Below are 23,893 nucleotides of genomic sequence, written 5' to 3' on the forward strand. Positions count from 1 at the left end.
GCAAGCAATACCGTCCACGGTCGATCCGTGGCCGATAATGAAAGTTCCGAGAATCACTTCGCGGAGCTGTTCGAGTCGTTAGGAGGTGCAATGCCGCGCGCCATACACGTTTTTCGCACCCCTGATCGTTTCGTTGCCGGGACCGTTGGGGAACCGGGCGACCGAACGTTCTTCCTCCAGGCGGTGCACGACGCCCGCGTGGTGTCCGTTGCGCTGGAGAAGCAGCAGGTCCAGGTACTCGCAGACAGGATGGGGCTGCTACTCGAGGAAGTGCACCGCCGGTTCGGAGCGGACGTTCCGGCCGAGGAGGCCGATTCGGTCGACACCAGTCCGTTGCTGACCCCGATCGACACCGAGTTCCGCGTCGGAACGATGGGACTCGGCTGGGATGCCGACGCCAACGCCGTCGTGGTGGAACTTCTCGCCGTCAGCGAAGTCGAGGTGGACGAATCGGTCGTTCTCGACGACACCGACGAGGGCCCGGATGCCGTCCGGGTGTTCCTCACTCCGGTGCAGGCCCGCGAGTTCGCGGTGCGGTCCGAGCGCGTCATCGCGGCCGGCCGTGCGCCGTGCCCGCTGTGCGGACAGCCACTGGCCCCCGAGGGACACGTCTGCATCAGAACCAACGGCTACCGCCGCGGTGCGACGTTCGGACCGGTGACCGAGGTCGACGAGTCTTGACCGTCGAACTGCCGCCGTTCGAGGGCCGCGAAACCATGGAGACAGGCGACCTGACGATCGTCGGTCGCGTGGTGTCGGCCAGCAACGCCACGCTGGTGTGCGAGGCGGGCGAGGGCGACTCGGCCGTGCGGTGCGTGTACAAACCCGTTCGCGGGGAGGTTCCGCTGTGGGATTTTCCGGACGGCACTCTCGCGGGCCGCGAAGTGGCATCCTACGAAATCTCCGAGGCCCTCGGTTGGGGAGTCATCCCGCCGACGGTTCTGCGCGACGGGCCGTTCGGTCCCGGGATGGTGCAGAAGTGGATCGACACGCCCGACGATCATGCCGAGGGACGCGTCGACCTCGTCGATATCTGCCGTCCCGATCTCGTACCGGCGGGCTGGATTCCGGTACTGCAGGCGTACGACGGCGAGGGCGAGGAGATCGCGCTGATCCACGCCGACGATCCGCGGCTGCAGCGGATGGCGGTGCTCGACGTGATCCTCAACAACGCCGATCGCAAGGGCGGGCACGCGCTCGAAGGTCTGGACGGCTACGTGTACGGAGTCGATCACGGCATCTGCCTGCACGCCGAGAACAAGCTGCGCACGGTGCTGTGGGGGTGGGCAGGCCAGGCGGTGGACGACGCGTTGATGACCGACGTCGTGCGGTTCGTCGAGACGTTCGACGCGGTCGTCGCTCCACGCCTGGTCGACAAGATCACCCTCACCGAAACGGTCGCGGTTCTCGACCGGGCGCAGGAGCTGATCGCGCGGCCGGTCATGCCGGAGCCGCGCTCGAGCAGACCCATACCCTGGCCCGCCTTCTGATCGGGCTCGGATAGGCTCGGTTGCATGCATTCTTGGTCGAGCCCGGAGATCCCGACAATTCCAGGACAGGGTCCAGCGCTTCGATTGTTCGATACCGCAGACCGACAGGTTCGACCCGTCATCCCCGGTCCGACGGCTCGGATGTACGTCTGTGGAATAACCCCGTACGACGCCACCCACCTCGGACACGCAGCGACATATCTGACGTTCGACCTGATCAACCGACTGTGGCGAGACGCGGGCATGGACGTGCATTACGTCCAGAACGTCACCGATGTCGACGACCCACTGTTCGAGCGCGCCGACCGCGACGGTGAGGACTGGCGGGACCTGGGCGCGCGTGAGATCGAACTCTTCCGTGCCGACATGGAAGCGCTTCGTGTTCTCCCTCCGCGCGACTACATCGGCGCCGTCGAGTCCGTCGACGAGGTCGTCGAACTCGTGGAGAAGCTCGTCGCGTCCGGAGCCGCGTACGTCGTCGACGATGCCGAGTACCCGGATGTGTACTTCCGTGCCGATGCCACGGAGCAGTTCGGTTACGAGTCCGGCTACGATCGCGCCACGATGGACACGTTCTTCGCCGAACGCGGAGGTGACCCCGATCGGGTCGGTAAGCGGGATCCGCTCGATGCGTTGCTCTGGCGCGCGGTTCGGCCGGGCGAGCCGTCGTGGCCGTCGCCGTGGGGTCCCGGCAGGCCCGGGTGGCACATCGAATGCGCGGCGATCGCGCTCAACCGCATCGGTACCGGCTTCGACATCCAGGGCGGCGGAAGCGATCTCATCTTCCCGCACCACGAATTCTCGGCCGCCCACGCGGAGGCGGCGACCGGTGATCCGCGTTTCGCGCGGCACTACGTGCACACCGGAATGATCGGGCTCGACGGCGAGAAGATGTCCAAGAGCCGCGGCAATCTGGTGTTCGTCTCCACGCTCCGGGCCGAGAACATCGACCCCGCAGCCGTACGACTCGGTCTGCTGGCCGGGCACTACCGGCAGGATCGGCCGTGGTCCGACGAGGTTCTCGAACGGGCTCACACCCGGCTCTCACTGTGGCGTCGGGCCGCCGCGCTCGAGAGCGCAGCGTCGGCCGACGATGTGATCAATCGGTTGCGGCAGCATCTGGCCGACGATCTGGACACCCCCAAGGCACTCGACGCTCTGGACGCGTGGGCGAGCTTCGCGGTCGAGCGCGGTGGCTCGGACGCGAACGCACCTGGCGCCTTCGCCGACGCGGTCGACGCTTTGCTCGGGGTTCCGCTGCGTTAGTCCCCAGATCCCAGGCGCAGGTCCGTCAGCAGATCCGGGACAAGCCGGTCTTCCATGACCGCCCGGCCCGAGTCACGAAGGGCACCGGCCAGTTCCGGGTCCCACGGACTGTCCGTCGGATGGCCCTTCAGCGGTTCGGAATTTCGTGCGTCGAGAGCATGTCGATAGGAGTCGACGTCCATGCGCCACGGCACCGCGTCGTACCGGGAGAGTGCTCGTTTCACCATGTGCACTCCGGCCCAGTCGAAGTCGGCACGCCAGCGAATCGTGGTGCCTGGTGCGCGGGAGGCCAGCAGCCGGTGTACCGCGGCGGAGGGCTGACCGTCCGTGCAGATCAGGCTCGCGCAGTTCGACCCGAGAGTGCGGGCTGCCGCGGCGAGAACCGCCACGTTCTCGCAGACGAACACCGTGGCCGAACTGTTGGTGAGCGTCCCGCGCATGAGCATGTCCACGGTGACGGGGAAGGGGATGCCCTCGTCGGCAGCCTCGTTCAGCCACCCTGCCACGGTATGGGTCTCGTCGACGCGGTAGCCGAGCACCAGCACCCGGCTGGACACCGCGTCGACCGACACACCTGCGGTCTCCCACAACGCCCTGATACCGACCGGATCGACGGGCCGAGGGACGTTCTCGCGCAACGACAATGCATCGAGGACAAGTTTCGGGGCACCGCCGGCCGAGAGTGCCTTGGTATCACCGCAGGCGAGTTCGGCCAGCTCGGTGAGCGACATCCCGTCCACCGGCAGCATCGCGAGGACCTTCGTGGCCACCTCGAGCGCGTCGACGGCGACCCGGCCACCGAGGGTGCCGTCCTGGTTGAGCAACGAGGCGATCCAATGTTCGATCCATTCTCGGTCGGTGCCGCCGCCGAGAACATCCCTGGCCCGATCGAGTGCATCGGCGCGCACCTGAGCCTTGTCGGCGGCGATCCGCTTCTTGTCCTGCAACGGGGCCTGCGACATGAGGGTGTCGATCAGTCCGAGGCCACCGTTGAGCGGATGGCTCAGCCACGCGTCGAATCGCTCCAGGTCGAGTCTGGTGCTGCGCGCCCGAGAATGCAGACTCGAATTGGACCGAGAGATCGCGCTGCACAGACGCCACAGCTCCGGAGCATCGCTCAGATCGACGGTGATGTTGCCGCCGACCCGAAGCCAGTTGGACTCCAACTTCTTTCGTGCCGCATCGAGCAGCGCACCCAATTCCACGCTGCCGCGCCATTCGCTGTTACCGCTCAAACTCCAGCCCACCTTCGGTTCGGGTCGGCACCCGGCGCGTCAGCGGTGACCCGAGTGCGGCAGCGAGGTCGGTACCGTCGTGCTCGGCGAACAGTTCGCCGTTCTCCCACACCAGAAGTGCTGCGCTGACGGTGTTCTCGGCTGTCGAATGCGCCAGGTCGTAGTGCGCGCAGCCGGGGACGTCCCCGTAGGTGATCCACAGGTCGTATCCGGTCATGAACAGGTCGAGGTCGAATTGCACACTCAGGCCGAGCAATTCGCTGCGGCCGTTGTCGTCGACACCGGCGAACGCCTCGTCCAGCGCCAGCAGCCGAGGTGAATGAGGATCGGCGGAGGACAGCATCACGTGCGCGGCGGCGAACAATGGCAGGTGCAGCGACACCGACTGCTCACCGCCCGAGAGCGCACTGTGGCGTGCGACGGTGAGACGATCCTCGTTGCCGTCACCGCTGATGAGCGTGAAGGCAAACACGCGCCAGCGGCGATAGTCCAGTGTCGTGGACAGGATCTCGGGGTAGGACCGTTCCGGATGCGCCGCGCGAGCGATTCTGATCTCCGACGCGAAGTGGGCGCGCATTGCGGCCAGATCGTCCTGGTTCAACGCCGAGGCGTCGCGGTCGAGCAGTTTGGACACCGCCCGGGCCCCGTCGTCGAGGTTGTCCGCGAGCACCCAGTGCACACCGATCGTGTTGCCCGACGACATGCGGCGCTGCTTCATCTCCGCAGACATCTGGGCGATCAGCTCGCGTGCGTCGACGGTGCGCTCGTGAATCTGCTGCGCCAGGCCGGTCAGCAGTGCATCTTCGAGTATTCGGCGCTCCTGCTCGGTCAGCAGCAACTCCTGATCGGCCCTCGCCGCGCCGATGCGGTCGGCGAAATCTCCGACCGACGAATAGCCCTGCTCGTCCTGAACTCGTACGACGGTCAAACCGTCCGGCGCATCCCACTGCAAACGGTAGTCCTGCCCCGATGCGGCGAGTTGCGAGTCGAACTCCTGGAGCGCACTCGTCAGGGCCGTCCGGGTCGACTTCCGGCTCGAGTCACTGACTTTCACCGACGCCGTCGCTGCGTCGAGTGCCGAATGCAGTGCGCTCACGACCGGCGGTAGTACCGGAACCTCGTCGTCGGGACCGTCGGCCTGCTGCACTCGATACAGAATCTGCTCCACGGTCAACCAGGCAGAATCACTGGCAGGCCAGGCGTACGCCTCGTGGACACCGAGGATGCCGAGCAGGTCCTTGCGAGCGTAGGGCGCCAGCCGCACGGCGTCGCCCAGGGTTTCGGTGACGGCACCGCGCAGGCTTTCCAGCGCGGTGTTGCAGGCACCCTCGGCCTTGCCGATCGCTTCGCCGGCTTCCTTGTCCGCTTTGCGCGCGGCCCGCTGCTCGGCGCGGCATTTCTCGATGCGTTCGCGTGCGTTCTCCAGATCGGTGTCGATCTGTTCGGCGGTGGCACCGAGCTTCTCGCTCAGGAGCTCGAGGCGTTGCACCTGCTGTCCGTAGTTCTCTTCGGCTATTGCCGCTTCCTCGGCGAGCTCCTCGGCCAGGCCGGTCGCCTCTTCGAGCCGGTTGGTTGCTTCGCGGGCGCGTTCTGCTTCGCGCGTGTGATCGCCACGCTTGCGGATAACCACCGAGCCCTGATGCTCGAAATGCCGAATCGCAGCGGCGAGGGCATCGATGTCGCGACCGATGTGGGGGGTGCGGTGAGCCACGGCGACGGTGCGCAGCTGCTTCTCCTTCGCCGACAGGTCTGCGATCGCCTGGTCGAACTCACGGTCGGCCGCGGCAGCACCCTCCGTGGAGGTGCGTAGCGCCCCAGCGGCAGCGGTGACGGCGCGTTGCGCTCTCACGATGGCCGAGGCCCGGGGGAGCTGCTTGGCGGCCGCACCCAGTGCCTGCACCGATTCGCGCGCAGATCGTTCGTCGGCCGTCGCGGTCTCCAGCGCGGCCGTTGCGGTATCGATCGCGCCACCGAGCTCGGCGATGCGTTGCTCACGCCGACGAGCTCGCGCCGTCGCACCGATGTACTCGGCATCGGCCTTGGTGTGGCGACCCTGCTGCACACCCTGCCAGTACCGACCGTCGACGCCCACCGAGACGGCACCGCCGGAGACTGCGCTTTGGTCCTGTTGCAGTGCAACCGAATTCAGCACGTCGAGTATGCGCGATTCCGATACGGCAGTGCCGGGCTCGGGTTCGAGGACGGACGCCAACGTGGTTCCGGTCGGCCTCGAGGCCTCCGGCAGCGGCGACAGATACTGCTCCGAGTTCGAGTCGACGGGGAAATCCGCGATCGGATGGATCCAGCCGTCGAGCAGATTCGCCGCCTGCAGCGCGGATTCGATTCCGGCGGCGTCGGCAGGGGAGACCGAAACCGCGAACCGAACCAGCTGCCACAGTGGCGCTCCCGACAGATCCGCACGCGAGTCGGTCCGCGCGGCGAACGCCGGCGGCGCGTCATCGTGTTCGGCTCGCACCAGGGACAGTTCGTCGCGTAGCGCGTTCAGCTCGGCCGTGCGGGTCGATACGTCCACGCGGGCCTGTGCCTGCCGGGCGCGAAGCGCGTCGATACCGTCCGCGGTCTGTTCGGCCAGCACCGATTCCAGGCTCGGGGCGTCGTCGTCGCCGACGTGTGCCAACGCCGCGTCGAGGGCCTCGAACGCGGCGGAGGTGATGCCCGCAGCAGAGTAGAGCGCCGAATTGTTCGACCACCAGGCTCGTAGTCCCGAGGCAAACTGCGCCTTCTCCAGGTCCACGGTCGCCTCGGCCTCGGTGACCGCGGCCGACGCGGCCTCGAGCATCTCTCTGGCCTTCGACGCGGCCTTCTCCGCACGAGTGCGTTCCGTCGACGCCTTCTCGACGGTTCCCAGCGCCTCGCGAACCGCCCGCACGTCGCCGTCGCGTTCCTCGGCGTGGCCACGCAGCGCGGTGCTGATCTGGTCGCTACGGGCCGTTCCCGGCAGTGGTGTCCAGACGATCCCCGCGTCCTCGGCTGCAGTCTGCAGTTCCTCCTCGGCGCGGGTGACCCCGGCAACGGAATCCCGGAGTGCGGAATCGGCCCGAGCCGCTTCGGTGGTGCGCTGTTCCAGTTCTACTCGAGCCTTGCGGGCGCGGTCGGCCTGCTGGGCGGTCGAGATCTCCAGCTTCGCAGCGGATTCGGCCAGATCGTCGAGTTGCTGCTTGCCCTCGTATGCGCTCGAGCGCTGTAGAGTCTCGCGGTCTGCGACGGCCTGATCCAGTGCGCGTTCGGCCTCGTCGAATCGAGTTTCCGCAGCCGCACGTTCGAGCAGACGGCGGTCCTTCAGAGCGGCAGCGGCGAAGTGTGCGGTGGTCGCATGAGTGACCGCCTCGAGCCGGCGCGAGACCTGCTCGACATCCGAACGCGTCTGCACCCGAAGGTATTTGGAGTACACCGAGACGAAGTTCTTGGCGGCGTGATCGGCCTGCGCCAGTCCTTCGAGAGCCCGGCCCACCTCTTCCATGTCACTGAAGGAGCGCGCTGCTTCGAGCACCAGCTGCTCGTCCAACGGACGCAGGCCGTCGGTCAGCGCCTGCGAGAGCCCCTTCGGGTCGAGGTTCTTGGCCAACTGCGGACGGCGAAGCGTCAGAATGAGATTGATGAGCTGGTCGTAGCGCTGTGCACCGAGCCCGAACATGCGGGCGTCGATCGCGGCGCGATAGTCCACCGGGCGATCTGTCAATGCGTCGGTGCCCAGCTGTTCACCGAGTTGCTTCTTCGTCAACGGACGGTCGTCGGAACCCAACAGCGAGAAGTCGACGCCCACTCTGCCGTCGGCCACGAAGTACCAGCGGGTCACCTTGTCGTTGTGGCGGCTCGCCCGCATGCCGATTCCGACCGTCACCGATTCGGGGTCCTCGCGTGAACCGCGGCCGAACTCCATCCACACGTACGAGTGCGCGCTTTCCTGCCCTCGGTAGAGCAGGTTGGACTTCATCGTCCGCTCTTCTCCGGCGAACGGATTGAGCCGGCGCGGTTCGATACGACCGTCGAGGACGAACGGGAACAGCACTTCGAGAGCCTTGGTCTTGCCGGAACCGTTGGGCCCACGCAACACCAGCCGACCGTCGGCGAAGGAGAACTCCTGATCACGGTAGTCCCACAGGTTGACGATCCCTGCTCGCGTCGGCCGGAAACGTGACGAGTGTGCGGTCATCTACTCAAGCCTCTACTTCGGATGGATCGGTGATGTCGGCCTGGTCGGTTCTGGGGGACTGGTCGGTACTGGGGGACTGTTCGGTACCGAACAGCGAATCCTGCGGGGTCCGATCGCGCACGCTGACCATCACGTCGCGGTAGCGCGCGATCACCGGTAGCACCAGCACGCCGCCGGACACGCTGTGTACCAATCGAAGTCGATGCAGCATCGCGATCGCTCGGAGCCGTAGGCCGTCGCGATCGGTCTGCCACTGCGCGGCGAACGTACGACCGAACCGTTCGACGAGATCGTCGACCACCGAGACCAACCAACTGTCCTCGATGAGCGGATACTGCTTCTTGTCCACCGCATCGTCGAATGCAGTTGCATCGGAACCGAACCCGAATTCTGCGAGATCACCGAAGACTCCACCGTCGGGAATGGCACCGTCCAACTGCTCGATCAGGGCGTCACCGTCGGGAAGGGGGTAGGTCGCCAGCGCGGGTGCATCCGGATCGATCACCCGGTCCGAGATCTCGCCCGCGATCAGCAATGCGACCTGGGCAATGGTTCCGGTGCTGGGGAATCGGTAGTCCGAGAGTCGTCCCGAGGTGTCGATGAGGGCCACTCCCTCGGCGCGACGCTCGGCGACGAGGCCGGTCAGCAACTCGACGTCGGCAACGGTGCGCGACGCGGCGAGGGCCGTGCGGCCGTCCGGGTCGAGATCGTCGACATAGACCACCGGTTGCTCCACCAACGCACGGCGTACCGCACGCAGCGTTTCCTTCGGATCTGCCTCACGCCCGGAATCGGTCTGTCCCGCATCGGATTCCTCGGGGTCGATCGCGGCGTTCGAGCCGGCCAGCAACCCGCGAATCGATCGCAGATGCTGCACGGCGCGGGGCGGCCTGAACATGGCAACGACGACGGGACGGTCGATGTCGTAGAGCGCCTCGCCTGCGGACGGGTTGTTCGCCCAGCCGCTCGCGTCACCGTCGGCCAACGCGATGGCCCCGCGTGTCGCGAGCCACCCGATCGCGTCGACGAACGCGTCTCGGTCGCTTGCCCGGTCGGTTGTCAGCTCGACACCGTCGACCTGACTCGCCTCTGCTGCAACATGATCGGCGAGTTCGGACAGGGTGATCTGGTTGCCCGCCCGGCCGAGTGCCGCCAGCGCCAACGCCAGGTACGCGTACCTACGGCGGTCGAAGATTCGGTCGGTGGGCGTTCGCGCGGGTTGACTGTCGTCGAGTGCGTCGATCACCGGGAACAGGCGAGCCGTGGTCTCGGTGACCTCGAGGCGATACCCGAACAGCTCGAGCAGATCCTCGCGCAACTCGGTGGCCCATCTGCGCAGCAGTGGCAGCGCGATCCGATCGGGGTACGTCGTGGTCACCAGGTGATTCGACAGCGCAACCCGGGCGGCCCGCTGGTAGGAATCCAGTGCGAGGGTGGAGATCTCGCGAGCTCTCATCGGCGTGCCACCTCGCTGACCTCGAGCGCGAGGCGGTCCAGATGCAGCCGGCCTCTGCTGGTCCGCACGATCGTCGAACGGTCGCTGTCGCTGAGCGTCAGGCGCACGCCGCTGTCCGATCCGGACGAGTCGGAGGTGCGTCCGCTCACGCGTACCCGGGCGGTCAACGCAGCATTCAACAGACTCAACAGCACCTCGGTTTCCTGCTCGTCGAGAATCCGGTCGTGGATTCCGGCGGAGGCAAGCGACTGCGCTGCGGCACTGCGTGATCGCTGCGACTCGAGTTGCTGCTCGCGCAGCCGTCTGATGCCGCCGTCGTTGCGCTGCACCCGTCCCGGAACACCGGGGGTCGGGGTGCGTCCGGTCTCGGCCAGGGTGCGCGAGATCTCGACCGGTGGTGCCTCCCACCACGATCGGGACGTGGGGATGATGTCGGCGTCGGGATGCACCATCGACAGATGCCGCGGTCTGCCGAGGCCGAACACGGCATGGAACAGAGCGTGCGCGCTGTCTTCGGTCGGCGCGGCAGCGAACCAACCGGCCAGGTGGCGCAATTGGCTCTCGCGACTGACTCCGCCCTTGCGGGTCTCGGTCACCCGGCGCAGCAGCGACAGCACGGCGGCGATCGCGCTCATCGTGCCCTCGCGGAGTCGCTCGGACTCGCTGAGTTCGGACTCGGCCGAGACGAACCAATGCGAGAGGCCGGCCCAGCGATCGGTCCAGTCGGCGCGGCGTTCGGCGACGGTGAGAAAGACTCGTTCGTCGCTGATCGCGGCTCGCTCGACGAGTTCCTCGATTCCGGTGCTCTCGACGAGTGCTATCGCCTCGGCGAGTTTCGGTGCGTAGCGGGTCAGATCGGAGCTGAATTCACGCATGTGTGTCAGCAGGGCGTCCTTGTGGACCAGGAACGACTCCGGCGTGATCTCGGTGGTGCGCACGAGGTCGCCGAGCACCAGATAGAAATGCGCGGCGCGGGTAGCCATCTCCGACAGTGTCGAATCGAGTCGGCTGAGCTTGCGGTAGATGCGATCGCCGTCGGCCTGACGGTTCGCCTCGGCCAGCTCGTGCATGTCGGCCAGTAGCTCGGGCAGCACCAGCCGCGACAGCGCGGCGTCGTCCAGGCGCGCACCGAGCACGTCCTCGACCGCTCGGTAGGCCTTGTAGCCGGCTTGGCCGAACTGGTAGACGAAGTGACGGTTGCGGTACTCGGCGAGGGTGGCGGCGCGGGTGCCGTCGTAGCTGCGTTCGAGCAGGCCCCAGGCGTGGAGCTGATCGAGCAGAGGCGCGATGTCGAGGGTGCTCAGCGCTTCGTGGTGCCCGGAGCTGCGTGCGATGAGGTCGGCGACGTCTCCGGAGTGCAGCAGGACGACGTAGTTGGCTCGTGCAGTGTCGAATGCCCGGAGAACAGCCAGGTACTCGGAGCGCTTCTCGGCAACGGCGAACGAGAAGAGACCGAGACGATCTTCCTCCACGAACGCATTCACGACTCCCTGTCGTGCGTCCTCGCCTGATTCGCTCACTGGAACAGGGTAGGGGGTGAGGCTCTCGGTCGTTCAACCGTGCCGGTTAGAGCTCCACGGTCACTTTTCCGTCCACCACTGCGGCGGGGTAGGTGCGCACCGAGTCGATGCCGCTGGGGCAGGTGCCGTCGTCGAGCGAGAAGGTGTACTGGTGCAGTGGACACACGACTATGGATCCGTCGATCTGACCGTCTGCCAGCGGCCCGCCCTTGTGCGGGCACACGGCGTCCATGGCCCGGACCGAGCCGTCACGGAGGAGGAACACCGCCACCTGCTTGCCGTCCACCACGTAGGCCCGTCCCTCGCCGGGCGTCAGGTCCTCCACGGCCCCGACAGGCACGCTCATCGGACCGGCACCTGTGGCAGCGGAAGCAGGGGCAGCGATGGGGTGAACTGGGCGGGTGACTTCGGTGCGGCGCGGTCCTGCCACGGGTCGATGTACCCGTCCACCGATGCCTGCATTCGTTCGTCGAGTCCGGCGACGATGCCGTCGCGGTCGTCGATCAGCACGCTCTGCAGTTCTTCGAGACCGACACGCGGAACCCACGCGTACGTTCGCTCGAGCCACTGGGCGTTCTCACGGTAATGCTGGATGAATCTGCCTGCCACGGTCAGAACCTCCTCGGCCCCCGTCACGGTGGCCAGTAGATCGCCCTTGCGGATGTGTGCACCGGCCGCACCTCCGACGTAGATCTCCCATTTGTCCTCACCCACCGAGACGACGCCGAAGTCCTTGCACAGTGCTTCCGAGCAGTTGCGCGGGCAGCCCGCGACCGCGAGCTTCAACTTCGCCGGAGTCTCCAAGCCCTGGAACCGTTCTTCGAGGGCGATGCCCAGTGCCGTCGAGTCGCCGAGGCCGAAGCGACAGAAGTCGCTGCCGACGCAGGTCTTCACCGTGCGCATACTCTTGCCGTAGGCGAAGCCGGAGGGCATGTCCAGATCGCCCCACACCTTCGGCAGGTCTTCCTTCTTGATGCCGAGGAGATCGATACGCTGACCGCCGGTGACCTTGACCAGCGGAACGTGGTACTTGTCCGCGACGTCGGCGATCTTGCGCAACTGATCCGGGGTGGTGACGCCACCCTTCATCTGCGGCACCACCGAGAACGTGCCGTCCCGCTGGATGTTGGCGTGAACTCGGTCGTTGATGAACAGCGCGCCGCGCTCGTCCACCCAGTCCGGGCCCCACACCGTCCGCAGCAACGACGCCAACGGCATCTTGGCCGCGGCATCCTCCGCTCCACCGGTCGCCAACGCGGCGAAGACCGCAGACACCGCCCGAAGATCCTGCGCGCGAATCGCGTCGATCAGCTCCGGCTTGGTCATCGGGATACACGGCACGTACCAGTCTGCGGTCGGGTCGGCCTCGACGGCACCGCCTGCTGCGCACGCGATGATGTCCTTCACCAGTCCCTTGCACGATCCGCACCCCTTGCCCGCCCGGGTCTTCGCGGTCACGTCGCCGAGGTTCTTCGCGCCTGCGTGTACGCAGGCCACGATGGCTCCCTTGGTGACGCCGTTGCAGTTGCACACCTGGACGTCGTCGGCCAGCTCGGCGGCTCCTGTTGCCGCAGAGGGGGTGCCCATGTCGAAGAGCATGCTGATGCGCTCGTCGGGCAACGGCACTTTCTCGTCGAACGCCTGGGTGAGGAAGTTGGCCTTGGAGATGTCACCCAGCAGGGTGGCACCGACGAGTTTGTTGTTCCGCACGATCACCGACTTGTACGTACCGCTGCGCGGCTCGTAGAACTGGACGAACTCGTCGTCGTCTCGTTCGGGGGCGGTGATCCCCATCGAGGCGACGTCGACACCGGCGACCTTGAGCTTGGTGGTCAGACGCGAACCGTGGTACGCCGCAGTGGGATCGGCTCCGGTGAGCACGTCTGCCAACACGACGGCCTGCTCCCACAGCGGAGCGACGAGGCCGTAGACCTCGCCGCGGTGTTGGCAGCATTCACCGACGGCATAGATGGAACCCTCGTCCTCGCAACGTAATTGGTCGTCGACGACGATTCCGCGTTCGATCACCAGTCCGCCGGCGCGAGCGAAATCGACGCTGGGACGAATGCCCGCGGTGACCACCACCATGTCAGCGGCGAGCGAGGTGCCGTCGTTGAACCCCACGCCGGTGACGACGCCGTCCTCGGAGCGCAACACCGAGGTGGTTCGCTTGGAGGTGTGCACGCCGACGCCGAGTGACTCGATCTTGTTACGCAGTACGCGGCCGCCACGCTCGTCGAGCTGCTGATTCATCAGGTGACCGGGGGAGTGCACCACGTTCACTTCCAGGCCCTGCGTGCGCAAGCCGTATGCGGCTTCGAGTCCGAGCAGTCCGCCGCCGATGACGACGGCGCACACGTCGTCGCGCGACTGCGCCATCTGCAGCATGCCGTTGGTGTCGGCGATGGTGCGGAACCCGAACACGCCTCGCGCCAGCCTGCCGTCGGACTCGCGGAGACCGTCCATGTTGGGGAAGAACGTGTTGCTGCCGGTGGCGATGATCAGCACGTCGTAGTCGACGGACCGACCGCTCTCGCAGACGACGGTCTTGGAGAACCGGTCGAGCGAGATCGCGCGGTCTCCGGCGTGCAGCGTGACGCCGTTCTCGCTGTACCAGCTCATCGGGTTGAGGATCAGGTCCTCGTCGTCGACGGTGGCCTCGCCGGACAACACGTGCGAGAGCATGATTCGGTTGTAGTTGCCGTACGGCTCGTCGCCGATCATGGTGATCTCGAACGACGAACTGCCGCCGCGTTTGATGATCTCCTCGACCGCCCTGGCACCGGCCATCCCGTTACCGACCACCAGCAGCCGCTGCTTGCCCGCGGTCATCAGATCAACACCAGACCGAAATCGACGACGACCTCTCCGCTGGTTCCGGCAGGGGCGGCGACGACCAATTCGAGCACCGTGTCGGGATCCACGTCCTCGACCACCCGCAGCGGAATGTTCACGCCGCTCTTGGCACCCATCGGGAACATGCGCATCGGACTGCCGTCGCGCAGCAAGGTGACGACCACCAGCTCGTCGCTCGAATTTCCGCCGCGAAAGTACAGCGGCTGAGCCGTCGTACCCTCGGGGACGACGAAGCTGAGGCTGGGATCGATCAGCTCGGGCTTGTCCAGACCGTGTCCGGTGAACGAGAAGACGCCTTGCAGGAATCGCGGTGTGCTGGCCATACCCACGAGGTTGCGGGGTCGGGGTGACGTCACCGCTGCGGTGACGTTACGTCGGGATCAGAAAGACCTCACCGGCCCCCGGCTCCTCCTGTGCGGTCGGTCAGAGCCCGAAGTTGCCCGGACCGCGTCGCCTCAAGTACTTCTCGAACTCGGCCGCGATGGCGTCGCCGTCGATCTTGGCGATCGCATCGGACATGTCCACCTCGGCGTCGCCGCGTTCCTCGAGGCTGCGAACGTATTCGCTGATCTCCTCGTCTTCCTTCGTCATCTCGGTCACCGCCTCTTCCCATTCCTCGGCCTGGGTGGGCAGTTCGCCGAGCGGTACCTCGACGTCGAGCACGTCCTCGACCCGCTGCAGCAGCGCCACGGTGGCCTTGGGGTTGGGCGGCTGGGAGACGTAGTGCGGGACCGCAGCCCAGAAGGAGACCGCAGGCACCCCGGCCTTGACGCACTCGTCCTGCAGCACACCGGTGATCCCGGTCGGTCCCTCGTAGCGAGTCTGTTCCAGGTTGAACTGTTCGGCCGATTCGGTGCTGTAGGCGGTGCCGGTCACCGGAACGGGTCTGGTGTGGGGAGTGTCCGCCAGCAGTGCGCCCAGGATCACCACGGTCTCGACGCCGAGCTGTTCGACGAATTCGAGGAGGTCGTCGCAGAAACTGCGCCAGCGCATGTTCGGCTCGATGCCACGTAGCAGCACCACATCGCGCGAGCTGCCGGGAGGCGAACACACCGACAGCCGAGTCGACGGCCACTCGATCTCGCGCGTGACACCGTCCACCTGCCGGACTGTCGGGCGGTTGACCTGGTAGTCGTAGTAGTCCTCCGAGTCCAGTTCGGCCAGCGGACTGGCGTCCCAGATCAGCTCCAGATGCTCGATCGCGCCGCTGGCTGCATCTCCCGCGTCGTTCCAGCCCTCGAAGGCAGCGACCAGGATCGGGGAGCGCAACTCGGGAATGACGTCGTCGAGATCGTCGAGGTCGTCGAGGTCTGTGGCATTGGCCACAGCATCGTGGACGGCCTCGATCAATGCAGCATCCAGAGGCACATCCGATCCGGCAACTGAAATGTCCGTATTTTCGTTTCCGTCGTCGATCGGGGACTGGCCATCGAGGTTTCGGGGACTCACCACGACAGCCTACGACCCGACGTAACTTCGGTGCCCACTACTCTGTAGTGATGCCCGCTCAACACAAGCCCAGTCTGCTCGATGCGATTTCACGTCGTGTTGTCATCGGCGACGGAGCGATGGGCACGATGCTCCAGGACGCCGACCTCACTCTCGACGACTTTCTCGGTCTGGAGGGATGCAACGAAATCCTGAATGCCACCAGGCCGGACGTGCTGCGTGAGATTCACCGCGAGTACTTCGCGGCCGGTGCGGACGCCGTCGAGACCAACACCTTCGGCTGCAATCTGCCCAACCTGGCCGATTACGACATCGAGGACCGCATCCGCGAGTTGGCCGAGAAAGGCACCCGGCTCGCGCGTGAGACCGCCGACGAGATGGGCCCGGGCCGCGACGGGATGGGCCGCTTCGTGTTGGGTTCCATGGGCCCCGGTACCAAGCTCCCCACTCTCGGCCACGCCCCCTTCGCCCGACTGCGCGACGCGTACACCGAAGCCGCCCTCGGCATGATCGACGGCGGTGCCGACGCCATCCTGGTCGAGACCTGCCAGGACTTGCTACAGGTCAAGGCCGCGATCATCGGCAGCCAGCACGCGATGGACAAGCTGGGCGTCCGCATCCCGATCATCACCCACGTCACCGTCGAGACGACGGGCGCGATGCTCGTCGGCAGCGAGATCGGTGCCGCACTGACGGCACTCGAACCCCTCGGTATCGACATGATCGGGCTCAACTGTGCGACCGGCCCGGCCGAGATGAGCGAGCACCTGCGCCATCTGTCCAAGCATTCGCGTCTTCCGGTGTCGGTGATGCCCAATGCCGGCCTGCCCACCCTGGGCGCGAAAGGGGCCGAGTACCCACTGACCGCTCCCGAATTGGCCGAGGCCCTGAGCGGTTTCGTCAGCGAATACGGGTTGGCTCTGGTGGGAGGTTGCTGTGGCACCACGCCCGAGCACATCCGCCAGGTTGCCGACATGGTGCACGGGGCAACGAAACTCGAACGGCAGCCCGCGCCCGAGCCGGGCGTCTCCTCGCTGTACACCGCCGTTCCGTTCGAGCAGGATGCCAGCATCCTGATGATCGGTGAGCGCACCAACTCCAACGGGTCCAAGGCATTTCGCGACGCGATGCTCGCCGAGGACTACGAGAAGTGCCTCGACATCGCCAAGGACCAGACCCGCGACGGCGCGCACATGCTCGACCTCAACGTCGACTACGTCGGCCGCGACGGCGCCGCGGACATGGCCGCGTTGGCCAGCCGACTGGCGACGGCGTCGACCCTGCCGATCATGCTCGACTCCACCGAACCTGCCGTTCTCGAAGCAGGTTTGGAGCACCTCGGTGGCCGCAGCGCGGTCAACTCGGTCAACTACGAGGACGGCGACGGACCCGACTCGCGATTCCAGAAGATCATGCGTCTGGTCAAGGAGCACGGCGCCGCCGTCGTTGCGCTGACCATCGACGAAGAGGGACAGGCACGTACGGCCGAATGGAAGGTGCGCGTCGCAGACCGGTTGATCACCGACATCACCGAGAACTGGGGCCTGCGCCACGAGGACATCATCGTCGACACCCTCACTTTCCCGATCTCGACGGGCCAGGAAGAGGTGCGACGCGACGGCATCGAGACCATCGAGGCGATCCGGCAGCTCAAGGAGAAGTACCCGAAGGTGCACACCACCCTCGGGCTGTCGAACATCTCGTTCGGCCTCAATCCCGCTGCACGCCAGGTGCTGAACTCGGTGTTCCTGCACGAGTGCACACAGGCCGGCCTCGACACCGCCATCGTGCACGCGTCGAAGATCCTGCCGATGAACAAGATTCCCGACGAGCAGCGCGAGACGGCCCTCGATCTGGTGTACGACCGCCGCAGCGAGGGCTACGACCCGCTGCAGAAGCTCATGCAGCTCTTCGAGGGGGTCTCCGCAGCGTCGGCGCGGGAATCTCGCGCGGAAGAACTCGGCCGTTTGCCGCTGTTCGAGCGACTCGAACGACGCATCGTCGACGGCGAACGCAACGGCCTCGACGCCGATCTCGACGCCGCGATGGCCGAGAAGCCGCCGCTGGAAATCATCAACGAGACGTTGCTCTCGGGGATGAAGACCGTGGGCGAGCTGTTCGGCTCAGGTCAGATGCAGCTGCCGTTCGTGCTCGCCTCCGCCGAGGTGATGAAGGCTGCTGTGGCGTATCTCGAACCGCACATGGAAGCAACCGACGACGACGGCAAGGGTCGCATCGTGCTCGGTACCGTCAAGGGCGATGTGCACGACATCGGTAAGAACCTCGTCGACATCATCCTGAGCAACAACGGGTACGAGGTGGTCAATCTCGGTATCAAGCAACCGATTTCGACCATTCTGGAAGCCGCGATCGACAAGCGCGCCGACGTGATCGGCATGTCCGGGCTACTGGTCAAGTCCACCGTTGTCATGAAGGACAACCTCATCGAACTCAACTCGAAGGGTGTCGCCGAGCAATTCCCGGTTCTGCTGGGCGGAGCGGCCCTGACCCGGTCGTATGTCGAGAACGACTTGCAGGACGTCTACGAGGGCGACGTGCACTATGCGCGTGATGCATTCGAGGGCCTTCGCCTGATGGACACCATCATGACCACCAAGCGCGGTGGCGGACCGGCCCCGGACAGCCCCGAGGCACTCGCTGCGAAGGCCAAGACGGCCGAGCGCAAGGAACGCCACGAGCGGTCCAAGCGCATCGCCGAGAAGCGCAAAGCCGCCGAAGCGCCGGTGGTCGTGCCCGAACGATCCGATGTCGCTGCCGACATCGACATCCCGGTGCCGCCGTTCTGGGGCACGCGCATCGTCAAGGGCGTGTCGCTGTCGGAGTACTCGGGGCTGCTCGACGAGCGGGCCCTGTTCCTGGGGCAATGGGGTCTGCGCGGTGCCCGCAAGGGCGAAGGTGCCACGTACGAGGACCTGGTGGAGTCGGAAGGCAAACCGCGCCTGCGGTATTGGCTCGATCGACTGAGCACCGACGGCATCCTCGCACACGCGGCATTGGTGTACGGGTACTTCCCGGCGGTCTCGGAGGGCGACGACGTCGTCGTGCTCACCGAACCCGAACCCGATGCGCCCGAACGCTTTCGGTTCACGTTCCCACGGCAGCACCGCGACCGCTTCCTCTGCATATCGGACTTCGTTCGGTCGCGTTCGGCGGCACGGGAATCGGGCAAGGTCGATGTTCTGCCGATGAACCTGGTGACGATGGGCCAGCCCATCGCGGACTTCGCCAACGAGCTGTTCGCCGCCGACTCGTACCGTGACTACCTCGAGGTCCACGGAATCGGCGTTCAGCTCACCGAAGCCCTGGCCGAGTACTGGCACCGCCGGGTACGCGAGGAACTGAAGCTCTCCGACGGCAATTCCGTCGCCTCGGAGGATCCCACCGAGGCCGAGGGCTTCTTCAAACTCGAATATCGCGGTGCGCGTTACTCGTTCGGCTACGGCGCATGCCCCGATCTTGAGGACCGCATCAAGCTCGCCGCACTTCTCGAACCCGAGCGAATCGGCGTGAAGCTCTCCGAGGAACTGCAGCTACACCCCGAACAGTCGACCGATGCGTTCGTACTTCATCACCCGGAGGCCAAGTACTTCAATGTCTAGAACCCACCTGCAGGGTGTCCTGTGGGACATGGACGGCACACTGCTCGACTCGGAGAAGATCTGGGACGTCGCCATCGGTGAGTACTCCCGCTCACTGGGAACGGAACTCAGCGCGGAGGTGCGTGAAAGCACCCTCGGCAACTCGATGTGGGATGCACTGCGCAAGGTCTTGGCGAATGCCGGGGTCGAGGTCACCGACGAGCGCCTGATCGAGGGCCGTGAGTGGCTGACCACACGAGTCGGAGACCTGTTCGCCGAGGGGATTCCGTGGCGCCCCGGTGCCAAGGACGCTCTTGCGCTCGTGCGCGAGATGGGTCTGTCGACCGGGTTGGTCACCAACACCGAGCGGGGTCTGGTCGAGCGGGCTCTGGACACCCTGGGGCGCGAGTACTTCGACATCACGGTCACCGGCGACGAGGTCGAGGCAGGCAAACCGCATCCGGCCCCGTACCTGCGCGGTGCAGCGTTGCTCGGACTCGACGCAGCTTCGTGCCTTGCGGTCGAGGATTCGCCCACCGGTTCGCTGTCGGCGCACACCGCCGGTTGTCCGGTGCTGGTGGTTCCGTCCGAAATCGCGGTGCGGGCCGCACCGGGGTACACCATCCGCGATGGTCTCGTCGGATTGACCGCCGACGAGGTGCGACGAGCCTGGGCATCCTGATCTCGACCGATTCGTACCCCCGAGCGACGACGTGAAAGAATATCCATCCGTGAAGACTTTCGATTCGCTGTTCGCCGAGCTCACCGACCGCTCGAAGACCCGCCCCGAGGGTTCGGGCACCGTAGCAGCGTTGGACGCGGGAGTTCATTTCCAGGGCAAGAAGGTCCTCGAAGAAGCCGGTGAAGTGTGGATCGCCGCCGAGCACGAGAGCGACGAGGCACTCGCCGAGGAGATCTCGCAGCTGCTCTACTGGGTCCAGGTGATGATGGTGGGTAGAGGCCTCGAACTCGAGGACGTCTACAAACATCTGTGAGTTCGATCCGCATGTCGCTCACGAACTCGTCGAACAAGGAAAACTGCATGCTGCGCGTAGCCGTACCCAACAAGGGCGCTCTCTCCGAGTCCGCCGCCGAAATTCTCAGTGAAGCCGGCTACCGACGCCGAAGCGATTCCAAAGACCTGACGGTTCTCGATCCGGCGAACGGCGTCGAATTCTTCTTTCTGCGCCCCAAGGACATCGCGATCTACGTCGGATCCGGGCAGCTGGATCTGGGCATCACCGGACGCGACCTGGCTCTCGATTCCGGTGCTGCTGTCGAAGAGCGGCTGGCACTCGGATTCGGCCGATCGACCTTCCGCTATGCCGCACCCGCGGGCAAGGAGTGGGCACCCGAGGATCTGGGTGGATTGCGCATCGCGACGTCCTATCCCAACCTGGTGCGCAAGGATCTGGCCGCCAGAGGACTCGAAGCAACGGTCATCCGCCTCGACGGTGCGGTGGAGATCTCCATCCAGCTCGGGGTCGCCGACGCGATCGCCGACGTCGTGGAGTCGGGTCGCTCGCTGCGTCAGAACAACCTCGTGGCATTCGGCGAATCTCTCTGCGATTCCGAGGGCGTCTTGATCGAACGAGCAGGCACACCGGGCACCGACTCCGCACGCAAGCAACTCATCGCCCGCGTACAGGGCGTCGTCTTCGCACAGCAGTACCTGATGCTCGATTACGACTGCCCCAAGTCGATCCTCGACGAGGCCGTCAAGATCACTCCTGGAATCGAATCGCCCACCCTGGCGCCGATGGTCGACGACAACTGGGTTGCCGTGCGCGCCATGGTCTCTCGTAAGGTCCACAACAACGTCATGGATCAGCTCGCCGATCTCGGTGCCAAGGCGATCCTCGCCTCCGACATCAGGTCCTGCCGCGCGTTCTGAATCCGAGATCACGTCGTCACAGCGCTGACGTCTCGATCGGACGAGACGTCAGCTGCGACGTCTAACCAACACCGTCTGAGCGATGCGACCGACAGGTCCTCGTTCGTCGCTGAGGGTGCCCGCGCACATTGCGATTCCGTCCGGCCCGGTGGAGGTCTCGGCGGACACCCCGATCCAATCTCCCTGCGGCACGCGGAACACGTGAACGGTCAGATCGGTGTTCAGGAACGTCCATTCGTCGATCGGGAGCTTGGCTCCGATTCCGTTGGCGATGTCGGCAATAGAGAACAGTCTCTCCAACGGAGTCATCGATTCACCCTGCACCAGAACGGGTCTGGGCCTCGCCCACACCTGGCCCGGCCCCGGCTCGCCGAGTCCGGTGAGAGTCCTGAACTCGACGGCGTCGAGATAACCCGACGACCAGGTGCCACCGAAGGTGTAGTCGACTCCGTCGCTCACCGGTCGCATCACCGGATCCCCGGAGTGTGCAACGTCGTCGGTCGGCGTGGTGCGCAATCGCCATGCGCTGCCGCGGGCCACCGCCCGCGCAGTTCCCGACGTGCCGTCCGCCCAGAGTTCCGCGACGACGAGCTCGATATTGGCACCGGGACGCTCCGTCCATGACCGGATCTCGATGTCCCCGACCGGAACCGGTCCGAGGATGTCGACGGCCACGCGACTGATACGGGTGTCCTCCCTGGCGTCGACTCGCTCGAGCGCCCGGACCAACAGGGCCGACGGCGGAGCGCCGTGTTGCATCGTCGGTGCCCACAGACTGACGGTGTGCTCGGTAGCGGTGACCCGCTCGTGGCCTTCGCTGCCGACACCGGCGGGAACGAAGAAGGCGTTCGGCAGTGCCTTCGCGGTGAGGGTCACAGCTCGGCCCCCGCCGGATCGGCAGCGGCCGTGGGCCAACCCGGATACGCCGGGGGAGTACCACCGAATTCCGGACACAGCGCCTGGTGGTCGCACCACTTGCACAACGCGCCCCGTTTGGCGCGGAAATCGCCGGTCTCGCCCGCAGCCAGAATCGCTTTCCAGATGGCCGAGAGCATGCGCTCGAACCTCCGCAACTCGCCCTCGTCCGGGGTGTAGGTCAGCTCCTGCTTGTCGGAGAGGTACATCAACTTCAGTTGTGCCGGAACGACTCCGCGCATCCGCATGATCATCAGCGCGTAGAACTTCATCTGGAACAGCGCCTTGGACTCGGTGAACTCTCGCGGTGCCCGGCCGGTCTTGTAATCGACGACGCGGATCATCCCGTTCGGTGCCACGTCGATCCGATCGATGAATCCGCGCAGCGGCGTACCGTCGTCCAGCACTACCTCCACGCGCTGTTCGCAGGACTCGGGCTCGAACCGAGTGGGGTCTTCGAGCTCGTAGTACCCGGCGACCAGCGCGCGAGCCCGGTCGAGAAACGCCGGTCTTTCGTCCGCCGGAACCAGACTCTCGATGTCGGGTGACCGAGCGACCACTCGCTCCCACGCCGGATCGACGAGTTCTCGCGCAGTGGCCGGAACACGATCCTGTGCGGGCAACGCGTACAGGGCCTCCAATGCGGCATGCACCACAGTTCCCTTCACCTGAGCTTCGGTGGAGACCTCGGGAATCCGGTCGACGGCACGCAGGCGATAGAGGAGTGGGCACTGCTTGAAATCACCTGCGCGCGAAGGCGACAACGCCGGTGTACTGCGGGAGCCGGACGTCGCCGGCGACGTCTGCTCGCTGTCGCCGAGATCGAGTAGAGGCAAGTCGACGGGCGTCGACGCGGAAATACTCACGACTGCGACCCTATGCCGTTGGTCCGACATCTTCGGTCAAGGCCGTAGTCTGGCACGTCGAGTCGTCCCAGGTGCCGGACCGCAACAGGTCGGGCACCGAACAGAGCAACGAAAGCAGGTTCCGCTGTGCCGTCCGGTGATGCTGTGTCCTTCGGTGATTCCGCGTCCGCGTCGACCGACGGGCCCGAGGTCGACGCGATCGTCGATGCCCCGGTCATCGGTGCGGACGAAGTGGTCACCGCAACTGTCGACGAAATCGAACTCGACGAAGCTCTCGCGACCGATGACGACGTGCCGGTCGAGTCGGTGCCGACCGGACCCGCACGCAGCGGACCGTTCCGCGTCGGAGATCGAGTCCAGCTCACCGACGGTAAGGGCCGCCACTACACGGTGGTGCTCGAGGCGGGCAAGGAGTTCCACACCCACCGGGGCGGAATCACCCACGACAAACTGCTCGGCGCCGACGAGGGCAGCGTCGTCACGTCCGTCAACGGCACCCCTTACCTCGCACTGCGGCCGCTGCTGACCGACTACGTGCTGTCGATGCCGCGTGGCGCGCAGGTCATCTACCCCAAGGACGCAGCCCAAATCGTGCACGAGGGCGACATGTTCCCCGGCGCGCGAGTGCTCGAGGCCGGTGCCGGATCGGGCGCGCTGACGTGCTCGCTGCTGCGTGCCGTCGGTACCGCAGGAACGGTCATCTCCTACGAGATCCGCCAGGACCATGCCGACTACGCGATCAAGAACGTCGAGACGTTCTTCGGCGAGCGGCCGGCCAACTGGCACCTGACGGTGGCCGACGTGGATCAGTTCGGTGTCGATCGTCCCGGCGAGCAGGTCGACCGCGTCGTCCTCGACATGCTCGCGCCCTGGGACGCACTGCCTGCCGTATCGAAGGCTCTCGTCCCCGGCGGCGTGCTGCTGGTCTACGTCGCCACGGTGACGCAGTTGTCCAAGGTCGTCGAAGCCCTTCGCGCGCAGGAGTGCTGGACCGAACCCCGCTCGTGGGAGTCGATGGTGCGCGGGTGGCACGTCGTCGGATTGGCGGTTCGTCCCGAGCATCGGATGCAGGGGCACACGGCATTCCTCGTCAGTGTCCGACGCCTCGCCGAGGGCACCGTCACGCCGAAGCCTCAGCGTCGGTCCGGCAAGGGCTGACGATCCCAGCGGCGT

Annotated in this window: 18 protein-coding genes; 8 read left to right on the forward strand and 10 right to left on the reverse strand. The window is 65.9% G+C overall.

What is annotated here, in order from left to right; genetic code table 11:
• Positions 1–90: 90 nt before the first annotated feature.
• The 3 genes from R3P93_RS12570 to mshC are packed head-to-tail and all read left to right on the forward strand — an operon-like array spanning position 91 to position 2,756.
• Positions 91–681 (forward strand): DUF3090 domain-containing protein, encoded by a 591-nt coding sequence (locus tag R3P93_RS12570; protein ID WP_068050796.1) that lies wholly within the window; start codon positions 91–93, stop codon positions 679–681.
• A 35-nt stretch (positions 682–716) separates the two neighbouring features.
• Positions 717–1,490, forward strand: coding sequence for an SCO1664 family protein (locus tag R3P93_RS12575; RefSeq protein WP_176460530.1), 774 nt, complete (start codon positions 717–719; stop codon positions 1,488–1,490).
• A 24-nt stretch (positions 1,491–1,514) separates the two neighbouring features.
• Positions 1,515–2,756: a cysteine--1-D-myo-inosityl 2-amino-2-deoxy-alpha-D-glucopyranoside ligase gene (mshC, locus tag R3P93_RS12580; protein ID WP_317533128.1), complete on the forward strand. Its 1,242-nt coding sequence runs from the start codon at positions 1,515–1,517 to the stop codon at positions 2,754–2,756.
• Here the strand turns inward: mshC and R3P93_RS12585 are convergent.
• The 8 genes from R3P93_RS12585 to R3P93_RS12620 all read right to left on the reverse strand — a co-directional run bounded on the left by R3P93_RS12585 (position 2,753) and on the right by R3P93_RS12620 (position 15,323).
• Entirely contained in the window at positions 2,753–3,991 is a 1,239-nt protein-coding gene (locus R3P93_RS12585) for a DUF2399 domain-containing protein (protein ID WP_317533129.1), read from the reverse strand. The genes mshC and R3P93_RS12585 overlap by 4 nt on opposite strands.
• Positions 3,981–8,165, reverse strand: a complete 4,185-nt coding sequence (locus tag R3P93_RS12590; protein WP_317533130.1) for a TIGR02680 family protein — start codon at positions 8,163–8,165, stop codon at positions 3,981–3,983. Before R3P93_RS12590 ends, R3P93_RS12585 begins: the two co-directional genes overlap by 11 nt.
• 4 nt (positions 8,166–8,169) lie before the next feature.
• Positions 8,170–9,621, reverse strand: coding sequence for a TIGR02678 family protein (locus R3P93_RS12595; RefSeq protein WP_317533131.1), 1,452 nt, complete (start codon positions 9,619–9,621; stop codon positions 8,170–8,172).
• Positions 9,618–11,093: a TIGR02677 family protein gene (locus tag R3P93_RS12600; RefSeq protein ID WP_373454841.1), complete on the reverse strand. Its 1,476-nt coding sequence runs from the start codon at positions 11,091–11,093 to the stop codon at positions 9,618–9,620. The genes R3P93_RS12595 and R3P93_RS12600 overlap by 4 nt, the downstream gene beginning before the upstream one ends.
• Positions 11,094–11,187: 94 nt before the next feature.
• A complete protein-coding gene (locus R3P93_RS12605; protein ID WP_149405790.1) occupies positions 11,188–11,487 on the reverse strand; it encodes a Rieske (2Fe-2S) protein in 300 nt (99 codons plus the stop codon).
• Complete coding sequence (gene nirB, locus R3P93_RS12610; RefSeq protein ID WP_094670190.1) at positions 11,484–13,973, reverse strand: nitrite reductase large subunit NirB; 2,490 nt, start codon at positions 13,971–13,973, stop codon at positions 11,484–11,486. Before nirB ends, R3P93_RS12605 begins: the two co-directional genes overlap by 4 nt.
• Positions 13,973–14,320 (reverse strand): molybdopterin oxidoreductase, encoded by a 348-nt coding sequence (locus R3P93_RS12615; RefSeq protein ID WP_068050787.1) that lies wholly within the window; start codon positions 14,318–14,320, stop codon positions 13,973–13,975. The genes nirB and R3P93_RS12615 overlap by 1 nt, the downstream gene beginning before the upstream one ends.
• Positions 14,321–14,420: 100 nt before the next feature.
• Positions 14,421–15,323, reverse strand: coding sequence for a PAC2 family protein (locus R3P93_RS12620; RefSeq protein ID WP_317533158.1), 903 nt, complete (start codon positions 15,321–15,323; stop codon positions 14,421–14,423).
• A 173-nt stretch (positions 15,324–15,496) separates the two neighbouring features.
• Here R3P93_RS12620 and metH point away from each other — a divergent pair, with 173 nt between their 5' ends.
• Genes metH through hisG form a run of 4 tightly spaced genes read left to right on the forward strand, consistent with a single transcriptional unit; the run spans position 15,497 to position 20,939 of the window.
• The gene (gene metH / locus R3P93_RS12625) at positions 15,497–19,066 is read left to right on the forward strand and encodes a methionine synthase (protein ID WP_068050786.1); all 3,570 of its coding nucleotides are present in this window, start codon (positions 15,497–15,499) and stop codon (positions 19,064–19,066) included.
• Positions 19,059–19,727 (forward strand): HAD family hydrolase, encoded by a 669-nt coding sequence (locus R3P93_RS12630; protein WP_068050785.1) that lies wholly within the window; start codon positions 19,059–19,061, stop codon positions 19,725–19,727. Before metH ends, R3P93_RS12630 begins: the two co-directional genes overlap by 8 nt.
• A 49-nt stretch (positions 19,728–19,776) precedes the next feature.
• Positions 19,777–20,040, forward strand: coding sequence for a phosphoribosyl-ATP diphosphatase (locus tag R3P93_RS12635; protein WP_032398466.1), 264 nt, complete (start codon positions 19,777–19,779; stop codon positions 20,038–20,040).
• Positions 20,041–20,087: 47 nt separating this feature from the next.
• Positions 20,088–20,939: an ATP phosphoribosyltransferase gene (gene hisG, locus R3P93_RS12640; RefSeq protein ID WP_094642360.1), complete on the forward strand. Its 852-nt coding sequence runs from the start codon at positions 20,088–20,090 to the stop codon at positions 20,937–20,939.
• A gap of 48 nt (positions 20,940–20,987) precedes the next feature.
• On the opposite strand, the gene R3P93_RS12645 is transcribed toward hisG, so the two are convergent.
• Positions 20,988–21,794, reverse strand: a complete 807-nt coding sequence (locus R3P93_RS12645; RefSeq protein WP_068050784.1) for a thioesterase family protein — start codon at positions 21,792–21,794, stop codon at positions 20,988–20,990.
• Positions 21,795–21,811: 17 nt separating this feature from the next.
• On the reverse strand, positions 21,812–22,690 hold the full coding sequence (locus R3P93_RS12650; protein WP_373454840.1) for a RecB family exonuclease: 879 nt from the start codon (positions 22,688–22,690) through the stop codon (positions 21,812–21,814).
• Between the two features lie 336 nt (positions 22,691–23,026).
• Here R3P93_RS12650 and R3P93_RS12655 point away from each other — a divergent pair, with 336 nt between their 5' ends.
• Positions 23,027–23,878 (forward strand): tRNA (adenine-N1)-methyltransferase, encoded by an 852-nt coding sequence (locus R3P93_RS12655; RefSeq protein WP_317533159.1) that lies wholly within the window; start codon positions 23,027–23,029, stop codon positions 23,876–23,878.
• Positions 23,879–23,893: the final 15 nt, after the last annotated feature.

Source organism: Rhodococcus cerastii, from assembly GCF_033042195.1.
In the GTDB taxonomy this organism is placed as follows: Bacteria; Actinomycetota; Actinomycetes; order Mycobacteriales; family Mycobacteriaceae; genus Rhodococcoides.

What these genes read in the sequence shown, in the direction of transcription:
- R3P93_RS12570 (WP_068050796.1), top strand. Translation starts at nt 91, where the DNA reads ATGCCGCGCGCCATACACGTTTTTCGCACCCCTGATCGTTTCGTTGCC.
- R3P93_RS12575 (WP_176460530.1), top strand. Translation starts at nt 717, where the DNA reads ATGGAGACAGGCGACCTGACGATCGTCGGTCGCGTGGTGTCGGCCAGC.
- mshC (WP_317533128.1), top strand. Translation starts at nt 1,515, where the DNA reads ATGCATTCTTGGTCGAGCCCGGAGATCCCGACAATTCCAGGACAGGGT.
- R3P93_RS12590 (WP_317533130.1), bottom strand. Translation starts at nt 8,165, where the DNA reads ATGACCGCACACTCGTCACGTTTCCGGCCGACGCGAGCAGGGATCGTC.
- R3P93_RS12595 (WP_317533131.1), bottom strand. Translation starts at nt 9,621, where the DNA reads ATGAGAGCTCGCGAGATCTCCACCCTCGCACTGGATTCCTACCAGCGG.
- R3P93_RS12605 (WP_149405790.1), bottom strand. Translation starts at nt 11,487, where the DNA reads ATGAGCGTGCCTGTCGGGGCCGTGGAGGACCTGACGCCCGGCGAGGGA.
- nirB (WP_094670190.1), bottom strand. Translation starts at nt 13,973, where the DNA reads ATGACCGCGGGCAAGCAGCGGCTGCTGGTGGTCGGTAACGGGATGGCC.
- R3P93_RS12615 (WP_068050787.1), bottom strand. Translation starts at nt 14,320, where the DNA reads ATGGCCAGCACACCGCGATTCCTGCAAGGCGTCTTCTCGTTCACCGGA.
- metH (WP_068050786.1), top strand. Translation starts at nt 15,497, where the DNA reads ATGCCCGCTCAACACAAGCCCAGTCTGCTCGATGCGATTTCACGTCGT.
- R3P93_RS12630 (WP_068050785.1), top strand. Translation starts at nt 19,059, where the DNA reads ATGTCTAGAACCCACCTGCAGGGTGTCCTGTGGGACATGGACGGCACA.
- hisG (WP_094642360.1), top strand. Translation starts at nt 20,088, where the DNA reads ATGCTGCGCGTAGCCGTACCCAACAAGGGCGCTCTCTCCGAGTCCGCC.